The organism is Brevundimonas sp. FV1ye28, from assembly GCF_058681135.1.
Genome location: NZ_CM178731.1, coordinates 354,111 through 370,443, shown reverse-complemented (window position 1 = coordinate 370,443; position 16,333 = coordinate 354,111). Strand labels below are relative to the sequence as shown.

General features: G+C 67.2%; 18 protein-coding genes and 1 pseudogene. 13 read left to right on the top strand and 6 right to left on the bottom strand.

Annotated features, from left to right (window positions below; translation table 11 throughout):
• Positions 1-207 precede the first annotated feature (207 nt).
• Together ACW171_RS01865 and ACW171_RS01860 are read right to left on the bottom strand one after the other, a co-directional pair.
• The gene (locus tag ACW171_RS01865; protein WP_492095394.1) at positions 208-627 is read right to left on the bottom strand and encodes a metalloregulator ArsR/SmtB family transcription factor; all 420 of its coding nucleotides are present in this window, start codon (positions 625-627) and stop codon (positions 208-210) included.
• A complete protein-coding gene (locus ACW171_RS01860) occupies positions 624-1,268 on the bottom strand; it encodes a peroxiredoxin (RefSeq protein WP_492095392.1) in 645 nt (214 codons plus the stop codon). Before ACW171_RS01860 ends, ACW171_RS01865 begins: the two co-directional genes overlap by 4 nt.
• Positions 1,269-1,373: 105 nt before the next feature.
• On the opposite strand from ACW171_RS01860, the gene ACW171_RS01855 reads away from it, so the two are divergent.
• The 11 genes from ACW171_RS01855 (at position 1,374) to ACW171_RS01805 (ending at position 11,404) form a co-directional block, all read left to right on the top strand.
• Positions 1,374-2,315 (top strand): MBL fold metallo-hydrolase, encoded by a 942-nt coding sequence (locus tag ACW171_RS01855; RefSeq protein WP_492095390.1) that lies wholly within the window; start codon positions 1,374-1,376, stop codon positions 2,313-2,315.
• On the top strand, positions 2,315-2,758 hold the full coding sequence (locus ACW171_RS01850) for a YeeE/YedE family protein (RefSeq protein ID WP_492095388.1): 444 nt from the start codon (positions 2,315-2,317) through the stop codon (positions 2,756-2,758). The genes ACW171_RS01855 and ACW171_RS01850 overlap by 1 nt, the downstream gene beginning before the upstream one ends.
• Positions 2,758-3,207: a DUF6691 family protein gene (locus ACW171_RS01845; protein WP_492095387.1), complete on the top strand. Its 450-nt coding sequence runs from the start codon at positions 2,758-2,760 to the stop codon at positions 3,205-3,207. The genes ACW171_RS01850 and ACW171_RS01845 overlap by 1 nt, the downstream gene beginning before the upstream one ends.
• Positions 3,200-3,853: a peroxiredoxin gene (locus ACW171_RS01840; protein ID WP_492095385.1), complete on the top strand. Its 654-nt coding sequence runs from the start codon at positions 3,200-3,202 to the stop codon at positions 3,851-3,853. Before ACW171_RS01845 ends, ACW171_RS01840 begins: the two co-directional genes overlap by 8 nt.
• Positions 3,854-3,926: 73 nt before the next feature.
• On the top strand, positions 3,927-4,121 hold the full coding sequence (locus ACW171_RS01835; RefSeq protein ID WP_492096573.1) for a YgaP family membrane protein: 195 nt from the start codon (positions 3,927-3,929) through the stop codon (positions 4,119-4,121).
• A 37-nt stretch (positions 4,122-4,158) separates the two neighbouring features.
• Positions 4,159-5,817, top strand: a complete 1,659-nt coding sequence (locus ACW171_RS01830) for a bifunctional protein tyrosine phosphatase family protein/NAD(P)/FAD-dependent oxidoreductase (protein WP_492095383.1) — start codon at positions 4,159-4,161, stop codon at positions 5,815-5,817.
• On the top strand, positions 5,814-6,608 hold the full coding sequence (locus ACW171_RS01825; RefSeq protein ID WP_492095382.1) for a sulfite exporter TauE/SafE family protein: 795 nt from the start codon (positions 5,814-5,816) through the stop codon (positions 6,606-6,608). The genes ACW171_RS01830 and ACW171_RS01825 overlap by 4 nt, the downstream gene beginning before the upstream one ends.
• 9 nt (positions 6,609-6,617) lie before the next feature.
• Positions 6,618-8,045 carry a cytochrome ubiquinol oxidase subunit I gene (locus ACW171_RS01820; RefSeq protein ID WP_492095380.1) on the top strand — a complete coding sequence of 476 codons (1,428 nt, stop codon included), beginning with the start codon at positions 6,618-6,620 and terminating at the stop codon, positions 8,043-8,045.
• Positions 8,035-9,036, top strand: coding sequence for a cytochrome d ubiquinol oxidase subunit II (gene cydB, locus ACW171_RS01815; RefSeq protein ID WP_492095378.1), 1,002 nt, complete (start codon positions 8,035-8,037; stop codon positions 9,034-9,036). The genes ACW171_RS01820 and cydB overlap by 11 nt, the downstream gene beginning before the upstream one ends.
• Complete coding sequence (locus ACW171_RS01810) at positions 9,036-9,164, top strand: hypothetical protein (RefSeq protein WP_492095376.1); 129 nt, start codon at positions 9,036-9,038, stop codon at positions 9,162-9,164. Before cydB ends, ACW171_RS01810 begins: the two co-directional genes overlap by 1 nt.
• Positions 9,165-9,355: 191 nt before the next feature.
• Positions 9,356-11,404 (top strand): TonB-dependent receptor, encoded by a 2,049-nt coding sequence (locus ACW171_RS01805; RefSeq protein ID WP_492095375.1) that lies wholly within the window; start codon positions 9,356-9,358, stop codon positions 11,402-11,404.
• Between the two features lie 132 nt (positions 11,405-11,536).
• Here ACW171_RS01805 and ACW171_RS01800 read toward each other — a convergent pair whose 3' ends face one another.
• From ACW171_RS01800 to gst, 3 genes are all read right to left on the bottom strand, one after another.
• A complete protein-coding gene (locus tag ACW171_RS01800; RefSeq protein WP_492095373.1) occupies positions 11,537-12,838 on the bottom strand; it encodes a PQQ-dependent sugar dehydrogenase in 1,302 nt (433 codons plus the stop codon).
• Positions 12,835-13,272: a DUF2231 domain-containing protein gene (locus ACW171_RS01795; protein ID WP_492095371.1), complete on the bottom strand. Its 438-nt coding sequence runs from the start codon at positions 13,270-13,272 to the stop codon at positions 12,835-12,837. The genes ACW171_RS01800 and ACW171_RS01795 overlap by 4 nt, the downstream gene beginning before the upstream one ends.
• Before the next feature lie 79 nt (positions 13,273-13,351).
• Positions 13,352-14,053, bottom strand: a complete 702-nt coding sequence (gst, locus tag ACW171_RS01790) for a glutathione transferase, Atu5508 family (RefSeq protein ID WP_492095369.1) — start codon at positions 14,051-14,053, stop codon at positions 13,352-13,354.
• Positions 14,054-14,169: 116 nt separating this feature from the next.
• Between gst and ACW171_RS01785 the strand changes: the two genes are divergently transcribed.
• Both ACW171_RS01785 and ACW171_RS01780 read left to right on the top strand, forming a co-directional pair.
• Positions 14,170-14,922 (top strand): cytochrome c oxidase assembly protein, encoded by a 753-nt coding sequence (locus ACW171_RS01785; RefSeq protein WP_492095367.1) that lies wholly within the window; start codon positions 14,170-14,172, stop codon positions 14,920-14,922.
• On the top strand, positions 14,919-15,653 hold the full coding sequence (locus tag ACW171_RS01780; protein WP_492095365.1) for a cytochrome b: 735 nt from the start codon (positions 14,919-14,921) through the stop codon (positions 15,651-15,653). The genes ACW171_RS01785 and ACW171_RS01780 overlap by 4 nt, the downstream gene beginning before the upstream one ends.
• Positions 15,654-15,675: 22 nt before the next feature.
• Here the strand turns inward: ACW171_RS01780 and ACW171_RS01775 are convergent.
• Positions 15,676-16,101 (bottom strand): annotated as a pseudogene (locus tag ACW171_RS01775) (c-type cytochrome); the annotation flags it as partial.
• Between the last annotated feature and the right edge of the window lie 232 nt (positions 16,102-16,333).

The window sequence follows — 16,333 nt, the reverse complement described above, 5'->3', positions numbered from 1 at the left end:
ATGGGCCCGCCCCTCGCTTCCACTCATTCACGAGACGGGAAGTGACCTTGGCTCCGATGTCGGCCGGGCCTCGCCGCAACGGCCATGAGCACAAGCTGCATATCGTGTCCGGTGTGGAGAACGCGACGAAAGTCCGTGTTCGCCTCCGTCAGACGCTCGAAGTTGTCGATGAAGCCTTTCACGAGAGCCTCATGCGCCGGTCTGCTGTCAGCGACGCGTGACGGCGATTACGCGCGCGAACTGCGCGGTGTCGCCGCGGGGTGCAGCGTCTGAACGGGTCGCCGGGGCGGCGGCGCGCGGGCCGACCGCCTTCGCATCGCCACAGAAGATTTCGTAGAGCATGCCCATGACCGCCTGGGCCCGCTCGTCGGCGATCGAATAGAAGATCGAGCGCGACTGACGACGAGTCTTGACCAGACCGTACTGGCGCAGTTCGGCCAGCTGCTGGGACAGGGCCGGCTGCTTGATGCCCAGGTCCGCCTCAAGCTGACTCACCGAACGTTCCTCTTCCGCGATATGGCACAGGATCAGCAGCCGGTTGGCGTTGGCCAGCTGGCGCAGCAGCTCTGCGGCCTCCGGCGCCTTTTCCTTCAGCCGCTCCATGGCGGCGGCCTGATCGTCGGTCATGCGCGCCGCTCGCGATAGTACCAGGGCTGATCGCCGCCACCGTCGCCGATGGCCTCGTCCAGGGTGGTTGCGGCGGGTTCCAGCAAGGCGTCGCCGGGCGACCAGCCCGCCGGCGTGGACGCCTGCTCGCGCTCAGAGGTCTGCAATGCGGTGACGAGACGCAACAACTCCTCGACCGAACGACCGATGTTCATCGGGTACCAGCTGATGGCGCGCACAATCCCTTCGGGATCGATCACGAAGGTGGCGCGCACCGTGGCGCTGTCGCTCGATCCGGCGTCCACCATGCCGAAGGCGTGGCCGATGGCCATGGAGGGGTCCTCGATGACCGGGAACGGCACCTTCACGCCGAAGCGGCGATCGATGTCCGTCAACCAGGCCAGATGGGAATAAAGACTGTCGACCGACAGGGCCATCAGATCGCAATCGATGGCCGCGAAGGCCTCGGCCTGCCGAGCCAGGGCAACGAACTCGCTGGTGCAGACCGGCGTGAAGTCCGCCGGATGCGAGAACAGCACCAGCCAGCGTCCGCGATAGTCGCTCAGGCGCTTTTCGCCCTGGGTCGTACGCGCGGTGAAGTCGGGGGCCAGGTCGTTGATGCGCAGGGCGCGCATCGCGGCGGGATCAGGGATGGTGTCCATGGTTCGTAAGCTAGGTCCTGCCGGTCTTCCGCGCCAGTGTGGAATACATACTTGCATGAAGTATGAATGTGTATATCTATTGCGCTCACAGAACGGAGACGCCCCATGTCCTCGAACACCGCCGATACCGCCCGCGATCACGCCGCCGACCTGGTGCGCGCCGCCCTTGCCGATCCCGGCCAACGCCCTGTCGTCACATCCTTCTTCGATGAGGCCACCTTCACCGTCAGCCACGTCGTGCGCGACCCGGGCTCCGACGTCTGCGCTATCATCGACAGCGTTCTGGACTACGATCCGGCGTCCGGCCGCACCTCTCACGCCTCGGCCGACACCCTCATCGATTACGTGAAATCCGAAGATCTCACGGTCCAGTGGCTGCTGGAGACCCACGCCCATGCCGATCACCTGTCGGCGGCGCCCTATCTCCAGGAAAAGTTGGGCGGTCAGTTGGCGATCGGCCATGAGATCCTCACCGTCCAGGCGGTCTTCGGCAAGATCTTCAACGAGGGGACCGACTTCCGCCGCGACGGCAGCCAGTTCGACCAGTTGTTCAACGACGGCGACCGGTTCGAGATCGGCGGGCTGAAGGCCACGGTCCTGCATGTGCCCGGCCACACCCCGGCCTGTCTGGCCTATGTCATCGGCGACGCCGTCTTTCCCGGCGACACCATGTTCATGCCCGACTACGGCACGGCGCGCTGCGACTTCCCCGGCGGCGACGCCGGGACCCTGTATCGCTCGATCCATCGCCTGACCTCCCTGCCGGACGAGGCGCGGGTCTTCCTGTGCCACGACTACAAGGCGCCGCCGGGCCGGACCGAGTTCGCCTGGGAGACCACCATCGGCGCCCAGCGCACCGGCAACATCCATATCCGCGACGGCGTCAGCGAGGATGAATTCGTCGCCATGCGCACCCAGCGCGACGCCACCCTGCCCATGCCCAAGCTGATCCTGCCGTCGGTCCAGGTGAACATGAACGGCGGCCGCCCGCCCGAGCCGGAGGACAATGGGGTGCGCTACCTCAAGGTCCCGCTGAACGCGCTGTGATGGGAGACCTCCTCGCCAACGCAATGCCGGCCCAGGGCCTCGTCGGCGGACTGATGATCGGTGCCGCCTCCGCCGTCATGCTGCTGGGCCTGGGCCGGATCGCAGGCATCAGCGGCCTGGCCGCGCGCGCCACCGGGATTGCCCGGGATGGCGCACCTCGGCCGCTTTCGATCGCCTTCGTGATCGGACTTCCGGTCGGCGCGGGTCTCGTCGCCTTGCTGAGCGGCCCCGTCATGGCGCGGTTCGAGCAGGGCATGCCCGCCCTGATCCTCGGAGGCCTACTGGTCGGCTTCGGCACCCGCTGGGGCTCGGGCTGCACCAGCGGTCACGGCGTCTGCGGCATGTCGCGCCTGTCGGCCAGATCACTGGTGGCGACCGCCACCTTCATGCTGGCGGGGTTCGTGACGGTCGCCGTGATGAACGCCACGGGGATGGGCCGATGATGCGCCAGATCGCTCTAGCCCTTTTCGCCGGAGCCCTGTTCGGCGCCGGTCTGGCCGTGTCGGGCATGGCCGATCCGCAGCGCGTGCGCGGCTTTCTGGACCTGTTCGGCGACTGGGACCCGACGCTTGCCTTCGTAATGGGCGGTGCCCTGGTCCCCATGGCCATAGCCTGGCGGGTTCGAAACCGCATGAGTTCGCCCATGGCGGCCGAGCGCTTCGACCTGCCCACAGCGCGCGATCTCGACCCCCGCCTGATCGGCGGAGCCGCCCTGTTCGGCATCGGCTGGGGCATCGCCGGCCTGTGCCCCGGCCCCGCCATCGCCGACCTCGCCATCGCCCCTGTCCCCGCCGCCATCTTCATCGTGGCCATGCTGGGCGGGATGATCCTGCACCGCCTGCTGCCAGCCGCCCCGGCGAAGCAGCCCTCCCTGGAGACATCCAATGTCTGATATCCAAAGCACCGTCGGCCTGCCGCGCCTGAACGCGCCCGCCCCGAACTTCTCGGCCAGGACCACCCACGGAGACCGCTCGCTGGCCGACTACAAGGGCAAATGGGTGGTGCTGTTCTCGCACCCGTCCGATTTCACCCCGGTCTGCACGACGGAGTTCATCGGCTTTGCCGGTGTCGCGGCGGAACTGAAGACGAAGAACTGCGAACTGCTGGGCCTGTCGATCGACAGCATTTTCTCGCACATCGCCTGGACGCGGAACATCGCCGAGAAGTTCGGTGTCGAGATCCCCTTTCCGATCATCGAAGACCTGAAGATGGACGTCGCCCGCGCCTACGGCATGATCCACGAGGGGGCCAGCGACACCTCGGCCGTGCGCGCCACCTTCATCATCGATCCCGAAGGCGTGCTGCGCGCCATGCTCTACTATCCGATGAGCAACGGACGCTCGATCCCAGAGATCGTCCGCCTGGTCACCGCCATGCAGGCAAGCGACGCCAATGGCGTGGCGACCCCCGCCGGTTGGCAGCCGGGCGATGACGCCATCGTCTCTCCGCCGAAGACGGTCGAAGCCGCGAATGCTCGCGAGGGCGAGGGCTTCAAATACACCGACTGGTATTTCTCGACCCGGCCGATCGCCGCCTGAGGTCGCAATCCGGCGCGGTCGCATCGGCTGCGCCGGCCCCCTCTCAACCCGAAGGACTCTCGCCGTGAAGAACATGGGAACGATCGACCGGGTCATCCGGCTCGCCGCCGTCGCCGCCGTCATCGGGGCCTATGGCCTGGGATTGATCGGCGGAACGCTCGCCCTCGTCCTCGGGGTCGTCGCCGTTGTCCTCCTGCTGACCAGCCTGACCGCGACCTGCCCGGCCTACATGCCGTTCGGCCTGTCCACGCGGCCCCGGCGCCGCTGAGCCCCCACCCGAACATTCCCGTTCAAGGACGATCGTCATGCCATTCAAGGCCCTCACCCCCTCCCTCTCGGTCTCGCCCCAACTTCATGAGGCGGACGTCGCACAGGCGGCTCACGACGGGTTTCGCGCGATCATCGACAACCGACCCGACGGCGAGGAGCCGGGACAGCCGAGCGCGGCCGAGATGCAGGCCCTGGCCGCGTCCCACGGCATGGGCTTTGCCCATGTGCCGACGGTCGGCGGCAAGATCAGCGACGGCGACGTCGCCAGCATGGCCGACGCCCTGATGCGGCTCGACGGGCCTGTCCTCGCCTATTGCCGCACCGGCACACGCTCGACGACGCTTTGGGCCCTGACGCAGGTCGGGGCGCAGCCGGCCGACACCCTGATCGGGACCGCCGCCGGGGCGGGTTATGATCTTTCAGCGCTGCGTGCCCGGTTGGAAACGCGGATGACCGCTCCGACGGGCGCTCAGCCCGAGCGTGCCGACGTCGTCATCGTCGGGGGTGGATCGGCCGGTCTGGCCACCGCCGCTTCCCTGCTGGACCGCGATCGCAGCCTCGACATCGTGGTGATCGAGCCGCGCGAGACCCACGACTATCAACCCGGCTGGACGATGGTCGGCGGCGGCGTCTTCGACGTGAAAGACACCCGAAGGGCTGAGGCGTCCGTGATCCCGGCGAGCGTGCGCTGGATCAAGAGCGCGGTCGCCAGCTTTGAGCCGGAGCGGGATCAGGTCACGCTAGAAGATGGCAGCGCGGTCGGCTATCGCGCCCTGATCGTGGCCCCCGGCAACACCCTGGACTGGGCTGCGATCGACGGCCTGCCCGAAACGCTCGGCCAGAACGGCGTCACCTCCAACTACAGCTACGAGACCGCCCCCTACACCTGGGAACTGGTGCAGACCCTGAAGGGCGGGACCGCCCTGTTCACCCAGCCGCCCATGCCCATCAAATGCGCCGGCGCGCCGCAGAAGGCGATGTATCTGTCCTGCGATCACTGGCTGCGGACCGGCGTGCTCAAGGATATCGACGTCCAGTTCCGCAACGCCGGCGCGGTCCTGTTCGGGGTCAAGGAATTCGTGCCGCCGCTGATGGAATACGTCGGTCGCTACGGCATCGACCTACAGTTCGAGTCCACTCTGATCGCCGTCAACGGCGCCGACCGGACCGCCACCTTCAGGGAGAAGGGGGGCGAGGTCACCAAATCGTTCGACATGATCCACGTCACGCCACCGCAGAAGGCGCCGGACTTCGTCGCACGCAGCCCCCTGGCCAACGAGGCCGGCTATGTCGATGTCGATCAAGCCAGTCTCCAGCACGTCCGGCACGCGAACGTCTTCGGTCTGGGCGACGGCGGTTCGACGCCCAACGCCAAGACGATGGCCGCGGCCCGCAAACAGGCGCCCGTCGTGGCCGAGAACCTGATCGCCGTCCTCGGCGGCAAGGCCCCGACCGCCATCTACGACGGTTACGGCTCCTGTCCGTTGACGGTCGAGCGCGGCAAGATCCTGCTCGCGGAGTTCGGCTACGGCGGCAAACTGCTTCCCAGCTTCCCCAGCTGGATCATCGAGGGCACCAAGCCCCAACGCCTGTCCTGGCTGCTGAAGTCCGAAGCTCTGCCGTGGATCTACTGGAACGGCATGCTCAGGGGCCGCGAGTGGATGGCCCAGCCCCAGCATCGTGACGCGGCATGACGCTCGAACCCGTTCAGTATGTGCTCGGCGCCCTGTCGGGCAGCCTCGTCGGCTTCACCCTCGGCCTGGTCGGCGGTGGCGGGTCCATCCTGGCCGTGCCGCTGATCGTCTATCTTGTCGGGGTCAAGGATCCGCATCTGGCGATCGGCACCAGCGCCTTCGCCGTGGCCGCCAACGCCTTCGCCAATCTGCTCAACCACGCGCGTCACGGCTCGGTGAAATGGAAGATCGCCGGCCTGTTCGCCTTGGCCGGCGTCTTCGGCGCCTTTCTCGGCTCCAGCCTGGGCAAGGCGGTGGACGGTCAGAAGCTGCTGGCTCTGTTCGCCGCGCTGATGCTGGTGGTCGGGGTGCTGATGCTGAGGGGCCGCTCGGCCTCGGGGGACCCCGACGTGGTCCTGACGCCGGGCAATGCGCCGAAGCTCGTGGGAGCCGGCACCCTGACGGGGATCATGTCCGGCTTCTTCGGCATCGGCGGCGGCTTCCTGATCGTCCCTGGCCTGATGGTCTCGACCCGCATGCCCATCTACTATGCGGTCGGCTCGTCGCTGGTCGGCGTGACGGCCTTCGGCCTGACGACGGCCTTCAACTACGCCCTGGACGGCTGGGTCGACTGGCCCCTGGCGGCGGTCTTCATCGGCGGCGGCGTACTGGGCGGCCTGGTCGGCGCCCGGCTGGCCAAGGCCCTGTCGGGACAAAAAGGCCTATTGAACACAGTGTTCGCCGGGCTGATCTTCGTCGTCGCCTTCTATATGCTTTACCGCAGCGCCGGCGCGCTCGGCCTGATCGGGTGAGACCACACCATGGAACTTGACGCCCTGATCCTGGCGCGGATGCAGTTCGCCTTCACCGTCGCCTTTCACATCGTCTTCCCGGCCTTCTCCATCGGCCTGGCCAGCTATCTGGCGGTGCTGGAGGCCCTGTGGCTGAAGACGGGGCGCGACCTCTATCTTAACCTGTTCAAATACTGGCTGAAGATCTTCGCCGTGGCCTTCGGCATGGGCGTCGTCTCGGGTCTGGTCATGTCCTACCAGTTCGGCACCAACTGGTCGGTCTTCTCCGACAAGGCCGGACCGGTCATCGGCCCCCTGATGGCCTATGAGGTGCTCAGCGCCTTCTTCCTGGAGGCGGGTTTCCTGGGCGTCATGCTTTTCGGCCTGGATCGTGTCGGCAAGAAGCTGCACTTCGTGGCAACCCTGATGGTCGCCATCGGCACCTTCGCCTCGGCCTTCTGGATCCTGTCGGTCAATAGCTGGATGCAGACGCCGCAAGGCTACGCCATCAACGACGTAGGCCAGTTCGTACCGGCCGACTGGTTCAAGATCGTCTTCAATCCCTCCTTCCCCTATCGCCTCGCCCACATGCTGCTGGCGGCCTATCTGACCACCGGCCTCGTGGTCGGCGCAGTCGGGGCCTGGCACCTGATGAAGGAGCGGACCAACAAGGGCGCGCGTAAGATGTTCGCCATGGCCATGGGCATGATCCTGGTCGCCGCCCCGGTCCAGATCTTCATCGGCGACATGCACGGGCTGAATACCCTGGAGCACCAGCCCGCCAAGGTCATGGCGATGGAAGGCCATTTCGAAAGCCACCCCGACGGTGCGCCGCTGATCCTGTTCGGCCTGCCCGATCGCGAAGCCGCCACCGTCCACGGTGCGGTCGAGATCCCCAAGCTGTCATCCCTGATCTTGAAGCACGATCCGAACGCGCCCCTGGCCGGTCTGGACACCATCGCCCGCGCCGACTGGCCGCCCGTGGAGATCGTCTTCTGGTCCTTCCGCGTCATGGTCGGCCTGGGCATGGCCATGCTTCTGCTGGGGCTCTGGGGGCTCTATGCTCGCCTGCGCAAACGCCTTTACGACGCGCCCTGGCTGCACCGCTTCGCCCTGGTCATGGGACCGATGGGTTTCGTCGCAGTCCTCGCGGGCTGGATCACCACGGAGGTCGGCCGCCAGCCCTGGACCGTCTATGGGCTGCTCCGCACCGCCGACAGCGCCGCCCCACTGGACGCTCCTGCGGTCGCCAGTTCGCTGGCCGCCTTCGCCGTGGTCTATTTCACGGTGTTCGGCGCCGGGGTCTTTTACATCCTGCGTCTGATGAGCCATGCGCCGCATCGCGACGAGCCGGGCGTGGCGGAAACGCCGATCCGCACGGCGGGCATCACCCCCGCCCCCGCCATCGACCCCGACCGTCCCATCCCGACGGGCAAGGAGACCGATCATGAACATTGATCTGACCCTGGTCTGGGCCGGGCTGCTGGCCTTCGCCGTCTTCGCCTATATCGTCATGGACGGGTTCGACCTCGGCGTCGGCATCCTGTTCCCGACGCTCAAGGCTGGGGACCAGCGCGACAAGGCCATGAACTCGATCGCCCCGGTGTGGGACGGCAACGAGACCTGGCTGATTCTGGGCGGCGGCGGCCTGTTCGCGGCCTTTCCCCTCGCCTACGCCGTGTTGATGCCGGCGGTCTATACGCCGATCACCGCCATGCTGCTGGGCCTGGTCTTCCGGGGCGTCGCCTTTGAATACCGCTGGCGCACGGTGCGGGCCAAGCCCGTCTGGGACATCGCCTTCTTCGGCGGTTCGCTGTTGGCCGCCTTCTCACAGGGCGTGATCCTGGGAGCCATCCTGCAAGGGGTCGAGGTGTCCGGCCGCGCCTATGGTGGTGGCTGGTGGGACTGGCTGAGCCCCTTCAGCCTGCTGACCGGCACCGCCGTCGTCGTCGGCTACGCCCTTCTGGGCGCGACCTGGCTGAACATGAAAACGGAAGGCGCGCTCCAGACCCACGCCCGCGCCCAAGCCTGGAAACTGGGTCCGGCGACCCTACTGATGATCGGCGCCGTCAGCCTGGCCACGCCCTTCCTCGACGGCGAGTACGCCCGGCGCTGGTTCGACTGGCCCGGCGTGCTTCTGACGGCCCAGGTGCCGGTGCTCGTTCTGATCGTCGCGGCCGCCTTCTTCTGGACCATGCGTCAGAAGCGCGAGGTCTGGCCCTTCCTGCTGTCGCTGGCCCTGTTCGCCGTCACCTTCGCGGGGCTGGGCGTCAGCGTCTTCCCCTACGCCGTGCCGGACGAAATCACCCTGTGGCAGGCCGCCGCCCCGGCCTCCAGCCAGCTGTTCATGCTGGTCGGTGCCCTGATCCTGATCCCGATCATCCTGGCCTACACCGCCTATGCCTACTGGGTGTTCCGCGGCAAGGTCGGCGACGACGGTTACCACTGATGCGTCGCGACTCGACAAACGGGCTCCGGCAGGGCCTTTGGTTCGTCGCCCTCTGGGTGCTGGGCGTGGGCGTCCTGGGCGTCGTCGCCTATCTGCTGCGCGGCGTTCTCAAACTGGCCGGCGGGTAAGGCTGCGGGCGACGACCCCGTCTTAGCGGACCGTGCTGCTGGCCGGGCGCGAGTTGGCGGATGATCGGGCCGGTCCGGCCACGGTCCGACGCCGAACGCCCGCATTACAGGATGGTCATGTCAGCCCCCTTGCTTGACGGTATGTTATTTCATAACAAGCAGGACAGTTCCTCCACCGTCGGGTCCAGTTCATGCGTCTTCATCAAGCCCACCGCCCTCTCCTGCTCGCCGCCGCGAGCTGGATCGCACTGACCGGCGTCGCCGCCGCTCAGACCGGGACGACCATCCGACAGGATGAGCCGGCGCAGCTCGATGAGGTCATCGTCACCGGCGTCCCGTTCGGCATCAGCCAGAACGCCACGACCATCGCCACCACCGTGATCGACGAACAGGCCCTGGCCGTCGCGCCCGCCGCCTCGCTCGGCGACCTTTTGAACGGGACGCCCGGCGTGCGCTCCACCGCCTTCTCACCGGGCGCCAGCCGTCCCGTCATTCGCGGCCTGACCGGTCCGCGCGTCCAGGTCCTGACCAACGGAGTCGGTCTGATCGACGCCTCTTCGGTGTCGCCCGACCACCAGGTCGCCGCCGACCCGGCGGAGTCCAACCGCATCGAGATTATCCGCGGCCCCTCGACCCTCGTCTATGGCGGTTCGGCCATCGGCGGCGTGGTGAACATCCTCGACGGCCGCATTCCCGAAGAGCTTCCAGAAGGCGGCCTCGACGGCCACCTCTCGGCCCAGGGCTCGACCGTCGACGAGGGCTCCTTGTTCTCGGGCCGTGCCGACATCGGCCTCGGCAGCTTTGTCCTGCACCTCGACGCTTTGAAGAAGGACGCGAGCGACTACGAGATCCCATCCTCGCCGATCTCCCAACGTCTGGCCGAGGCCGACGGCGTCGAGCGCGAAGACACCGGAACCCTGCCCAACAGCTTCTTAGAGCTTGAGGCCTATGGCGTCGGCGCCTCCTATGTGGGCGACAACGGCTTCCTCGGCGCCTCCTACAAGGAAACCGACAGCACCTACGGCGTCGTCGCCGAAGAGAGCGTTTTCATCGAGCTGGAGCAGCAGCGCGTCGACGTGCGCGGCGGCTACCGCTTCGACACCGGCCCGTTCCGCGAGGTCCGCGCGACCTACGGACAGGCCGACTACACCCACACCGAATTCGAGGACGTGGGCGAGCCGGGCACCATCTTCGCCTCCGACGGCTACGAGGCGCGCGTCGATCTGATCCAGCGCGAGCGGGACGGCTGGAACGGCGCCGTCGGCGTCCAGACCCTGTCGCGCGACTTCTCCGCGATCGGCGACGAAGCCTATATCCCGTCGAGCAAGATCGAGGAGGCGGGCATCTACACGGTGCAGCGGCTCGACCGTGACGGCTACGGTTTCGAGGGCGGCCTGCGCTACGATCGCCGCTCGCTGACCGCGACGCCGTTCGGAACCACGGCGGAAGTCGATCGCGAGTTCGACAACTGGTCGGCCTCGGGCGCCGTCTTCCTGCGCCCCGCGACGGGACTGTTCCTGGGCCTCAGCCTGGCCCGCAACGAACGCGCCCCGTCGGAAGTCGAGCTGTTCGCCGACGGCCTGCACATCGCCACAGCGGCCTACGAAGTCGGTGATCCGACCCTGGACAGCGAGAAGGTCACCACGCTCGAAGGCACGGTTCATTTTGATCGCGGGGCCTTCCGGGGCGACCTGCACGTCTATGCATCGAAATACGACGGCTTCATCGACGTGCGAGACACCGGCGCGACCTTCGCGTTCGACGAGGACGGTGAGATCGAGGAATTCCCGATCTTCGCCTATCAGCAGACCGACGCCGATTTCCGGGGCTTCGAAGCCGAGGCCGCCTACGACGTCTGGACCTCGGGCAATCGCGTCGTGACCCTGGAGGCCGCCGCCGACTATGTCGATGCCGACACCGACCTGGGTCCCGCCGCGCGCATCCCGCCCTATTCGCTCACCGGCCGCGTCAAATACGGCTCGGCGCCGATCGACCTGTCGCTGGAAGTCCGCCACGTCGGCGAACAGGACGAGGTCGCCGAGTTCGAAACCCCGACCGACAGCTACACGATGGTCAATCTGTTCGGCGCCTGGCGGCCGTTCGACGACCAGAACGTCACCCTCTTCGCCGAGGGTCGCAACCTGACCGACGAAGAGGCGCGCGAACACGCCTCCTTCCTGAAGGACATCGCGCCCCAGCCGGGCCGGAACCTGCGCTTCGGCGTCACCTACCGGTTCTGACGAAGGATCGCCGGCGGCTCCTGATCCCGGCGAACGACAGAACGGGCGGTCCTTGCGGGCCGCCCGTTCTTGGTTTTGTAGTGAGGCTCTGGCGCGGTCGGCGTGGACGACCCGCCCTTCCTACCGGTCAGATCAAGGCGCAGCGCGGGCCGGCGCGATGCGCCAGATCGTATTGGACAGATCGTCCGCCACCAGCAGGATCCGCCGAGCGGGGTCAAACGCCACACCGACCGGACGGCCGCGCGCTCCGTCTTCCCCGAGGAAGCCCGTGGCGAAGTCCACCGGCGGGCCCGACGGGCGACCGGCTGAGAACGGCACCCACACGACCTTGTAGCCGGAGGGATCCTGGCGGTTCCAGCTGCCGTGCTGACCGACGAAGGCGCCTTGGCTGAAGCCGCCGCCGAACCCGCCCTGGGTCGCGAACGACAGACCGAGCGCCGCGACGTGGGCCCCCAGGGCATAGTCCGGCGCGATCGCGGTCGCCACCAGCTCAGGTTTCTGCGGCATCACGCGAGGATCCACGTTCCGACCCCAGTAGCTGTAGGGCCAGCCGTAGAAGGCACCTTCGCGCACCGAGGTCAGATAGTCGGGCACAAGCTGCGGCCCGAGCTCATCACGCTCGTTGACGACGGCCCAGACTGCGCCGGTCGTGGGCTCGATCGCCAGCGCCGTCGGGTTGCGGATGCCCGTCGCCATGGTGCGCCGTGCGCCGGTGGCGCGGTCGATGGCCCAGACCACCGCACGCTCTTCCTCTACCGCCATGCCGCGCTCGCCGACGTTAGAGTTCGACCCGATGCCGACATACAGGGTCTGGCCGTCGGCGCTGACCGTCAGCGACTTCGTCCAGTGGTGGTTGATCCGCGATGGAAGCTTGGTGACCTCCTCCGGCGCGGCGGTCGCGCGGGTCTGACCCGGCGTCCAGGGAATACGCACCAGGGCGTCCTGATTGGCGACGTAGATATACCCGTCGACGAAGGCCAGACCGTAGGGCGCGTCCAGATTGTCGGCGAAGACGGTCCTCACCTCGGGACGCCCGTCGTTGTTCGCATCCCGCAGAAGCGTCAGCCGGTCGCCGCTCTCCACCTGGGTGTTGCCCTTTTTCTTGATGGGCCCGGCGATGATGTCCTTGGGCCGCAGCGGAGGCGCGTTTCCACCCCTGCCCTCGGCGATCAGGATATCGCCGTTGGGAAGGACCAGCATCTGGCGGGGTATCTGAAGGTCGGTCGCCATGGCCGTGACGGTGAAGCCGGCGGGAACCGTGGGGACCTGATCGCCCCAGCCGGTCGGGCCGGTCACCTTCATCGGCGGGATCAGGGTCTGTCGGACGTCGGGCAGGTCCGGCTGGGTCCCCGTCTCGTTGACGCTTGGGTCGCTGCCACCGCAGGCGGCCAGAACGAGCGCGGCGAAGGCGACGCTGAGAGTGGCGCGGATCATCGGGCGATATCCTCATCGGAAGCGCCGGAGATGGCGATGAAGGCGGCGGCCAGCGCCAGCAGGCTGCACAGGATCGAGAGGGTCAGACCGAAGGCGCCGACCGAGCTCCAGCCGTCCTGGCTGTGCTTGAAGGCGTTGATCAAACCGAGCACGAACATCAGGGCCAGAGCCCCGAACTCGACCACCCTCCACAGCCGGATGGAGGTGCGAAGCGATAGAAGGAGAGCGACCAGCGACCACGCCGCCGCTATGCCGCCGAACACCATGGCGCCGGTGATCAGCCACTGCGAGAAGTTGGTCCACTGAACCTCGGCGGTGTTCAGATAGGCGATGTCGGTCAGGACGCCGATGGTGAAGAGCGCTGCGGGAAAACCGAGGATCAGCCCGTACAGCCCCCTCACGCTCTGCCTCACGCCCAATGTCGTCGTCCGCATTCCCGCCTCCAGCCTGTCCATGGACTTGGGCAATCCCTTGGGGCGGGGTTGGTTTCATCAAAGGCGACGACCGATCGTCTCAGCGGGCCAGCACATCCCGCAAAGAGTCTTCGATCTGACCGCCCGACCACAGATCGCCGTAGTCCGCTCTGGCCTTGTCGGCGACCTTGGTCAGGGCCGGCAGGTCCGAGATGCGACGCGCCAGGGCGGCCGTGCAGGGGGCGGCCTCATCCAGCGTCTTCCCGATCGCCGGGAACCGATCGACGATCGTTGACCAGAGCGTCGCGGTCACCACATCGGCCATGCCGGGCGTCCGCCCGCCGAGCAGGAAACCCTGCGCCGCCGCCAGGCCGTTCTGTCGCCCGACTTCTTCCCACAAGGACATCCACTTGCGCAGACGCGGCTGATACGCGTCCCATTGATCCTGGGTCCACATCGATTTCCCGCCGTCCCGGGTCAGTTCATCGATGACGTCGTTGGTATCGCACACGATCTTCATCGTTAGCGCCCGGCCCGCCGGGTCCTCCGGCATCAGAGCCAGGCTGTCGCCGAGATAAAGCAGGATCGCCGGCATCTGCGACACGGCGACATCGTTCGCTCGATCCATCAGAACCGGCGGCCCCATGAAGGGTATCGGCATGGACCCGACAGGCCCTTCCATCAGGGCGGCGATCTTGTCGTCGCCGGCCTCCTCCCACGTCTTTCCGGCCCAGCCGAGGACCGCTCGGATGAACTGGCCTCGAAACGGCGCAGACCAGTAATACAGAATGTAGTCGGTCATCTCAGACGGGCCTTTCGGATGTCGGCGCCCGCCCACGCGCGGGTCCGCCGAAGACTCGCGGAACGTCCAGCCAGCGTCACCGTTGGAGAAGTCCGCCTCAAGGAGAAAGACGCAGCATGGCGTTCGAGTTGCCGGCCATTCCGTACTGCGGTCCCGCGCCACTGCCATCCGGGCTGTGGGGCCAATGGAATCTCGACCCGCTGATCCTGACGGCGCTCGGGCTCGGCGTCGTCGGTCTGGCTCTGAGCCGAACCCTCGAAGCCAAGGCCCGCACAACGGGCGGACTGGCGCTCTTGGTTCTCGCCGTCGCCTTCATCAGCCCGATCTGCGCCCTGTCTTCCGCCCTGTTCGCCGTCCGCACCGTGCACCACATCCTGTTGATCTGCATTGCGGCGCCGCTGATCGCCTGGACCCTGCCTCGCATCGTCCGCCCGGGCTTCATGACGGTGCTGATCGCCGGTCTGCTGCAGGCCCTGGTCCTTTGGTTCTGGCATGCGCCGAGCCTCTATGAAGCGGCCCTCTCCAGCGACCTTGTCTACGCGCTGATGGAGTTGACCCTGCTCGGCGCCTCGGTGCTGTTCTGGGTCGTCGTGCGCGCCGCGCCGGCGCCCGCCTCGGCTCTCGGTCTCGTCCTGACCATGGTTCAGATGGGGATGCTGGGGGCGCTGCTCGTCTTCGCCGGTACGCCCGTCTATGGCCCGCACCTGGCGACCACCCAGCCTTGGGGCCTGACCGCGCTCGAGGATCAACAGATGGCCGGACTGATCATGTGGGCTCCGGCCGCCGGGATCTATCTGGTCGCCGCCCTGATCCAGGTCGCCCGCTGGATCGGCCCCGATCCCGTCACCACCGCGAGACACCCCGCGTGATCGACCGGCTAATCCTGAACGTCTTCGAATGGGCCGCCGGACACCAGGACGAAGGCCGCTACTCCCCCGTCGGTATCGCCTTCCACTGGACCATGGCGGCGCTGGTGGTCTTCCAGCTCGGCTGGGGCTGGTGGATGGGCCGGATCGCCGTCGGAGGCGGCAAGGTCGCGGCCTATGAAGTCCACTTCTTCGTCGGCGTCCTGATGCTGGTCCTCGCCCTGGCGCGGCTGGGGTGGCGCACCTTCGCGCCGAACCTGATCAACGATGCGGACAAGCCGGGGTGGGAAAGCACCGCCGCCCACGTTACCCACTATGTCTTCTACACCTGTCTTATCGGCCTGCCGCTGACCGGCTGGGCCATGGTCTCGGCGACGGCGCGGGATCAGCAGCTGACGTTTCTCGGCTGGTTCGACTGGCCGCTGATGCCGATGCAGACCCTGTCCAACCCCCTGCTGTGGTGGATCGAGAACGCGGCCGAGTGGATGCACTGGGGCTTGATCGTCTCGCTTCTGCTGCTCATCCCGATCCACGCCGGGGCGGCGCTGAAGCACCAGATCATCGATCGGGACGATGTGCTTCATGCAATGGCGCCGGTCGTGCCGCTGCCGACGCGGCGACGGACAGCCTGGCAGCGTCGCTACCGGGCGCTGGAGAAACAGGTTGGCGCGCTAGCCAGCGGCCTATGGCGACGGCTTCGCCCTCGGTCAGGTTCGCGACGGCCTGCGCCATGACGCCCCGCGCCTCGTTGCGCCGCTTGCCGTCCTGCCATCGCGCGATCTGTTCGACGGTGTAGGCCGCCGGCTGTCCCGCCACCGCCGGGTTACCGGTGCCGATGCCCAGACCGTCCACGCCGTGACAGCTCGCACAGGCCGTGACGCCCCGCGACGGATCGCCGCGCAGCCAGATCGCAGGCGGCGGCGTCGATGGACTGCTCGCCGCTTGCGGCGGCATGTCCGCATAGAAGGCCGCAACCGCCCGTCTCTGCCTCTGATCCAGCCGGCCCGCGATGCGGGTCATGGCGTCATCGTGACGAAGGTCGGCGGCGTAGTCCTCCATCTGCTTCTGCAGATAGCCCGCATCCAGCCCCGCCAGCCGTGGAACCGATATCCCGTCGCCCATCCCATCCAGGCCGTGACAGGTGAAACAGGCGTTGCCCGATCCGCCGTCGCCACCGCTCATGGCCACGAGTTCGCCCGTCCGCGTCAGCGCCTCTCCCGTCTCGTTCGACGGCAGGGAGCACCCGCCGAAGGCGAGCAGAAGACCGGTGGCGGTAAGGCGGATGGGCAAGGACACGCCTCGGCAACGGAGCGATATCGTCAAGGTTCCCGGAACCGTAGCCGCGGCTGCGTATTCCCTCGCCCGAAGGGGCCCGTCATGACACCATCCGCCAGTCACCGCGAGCTCGCATGAG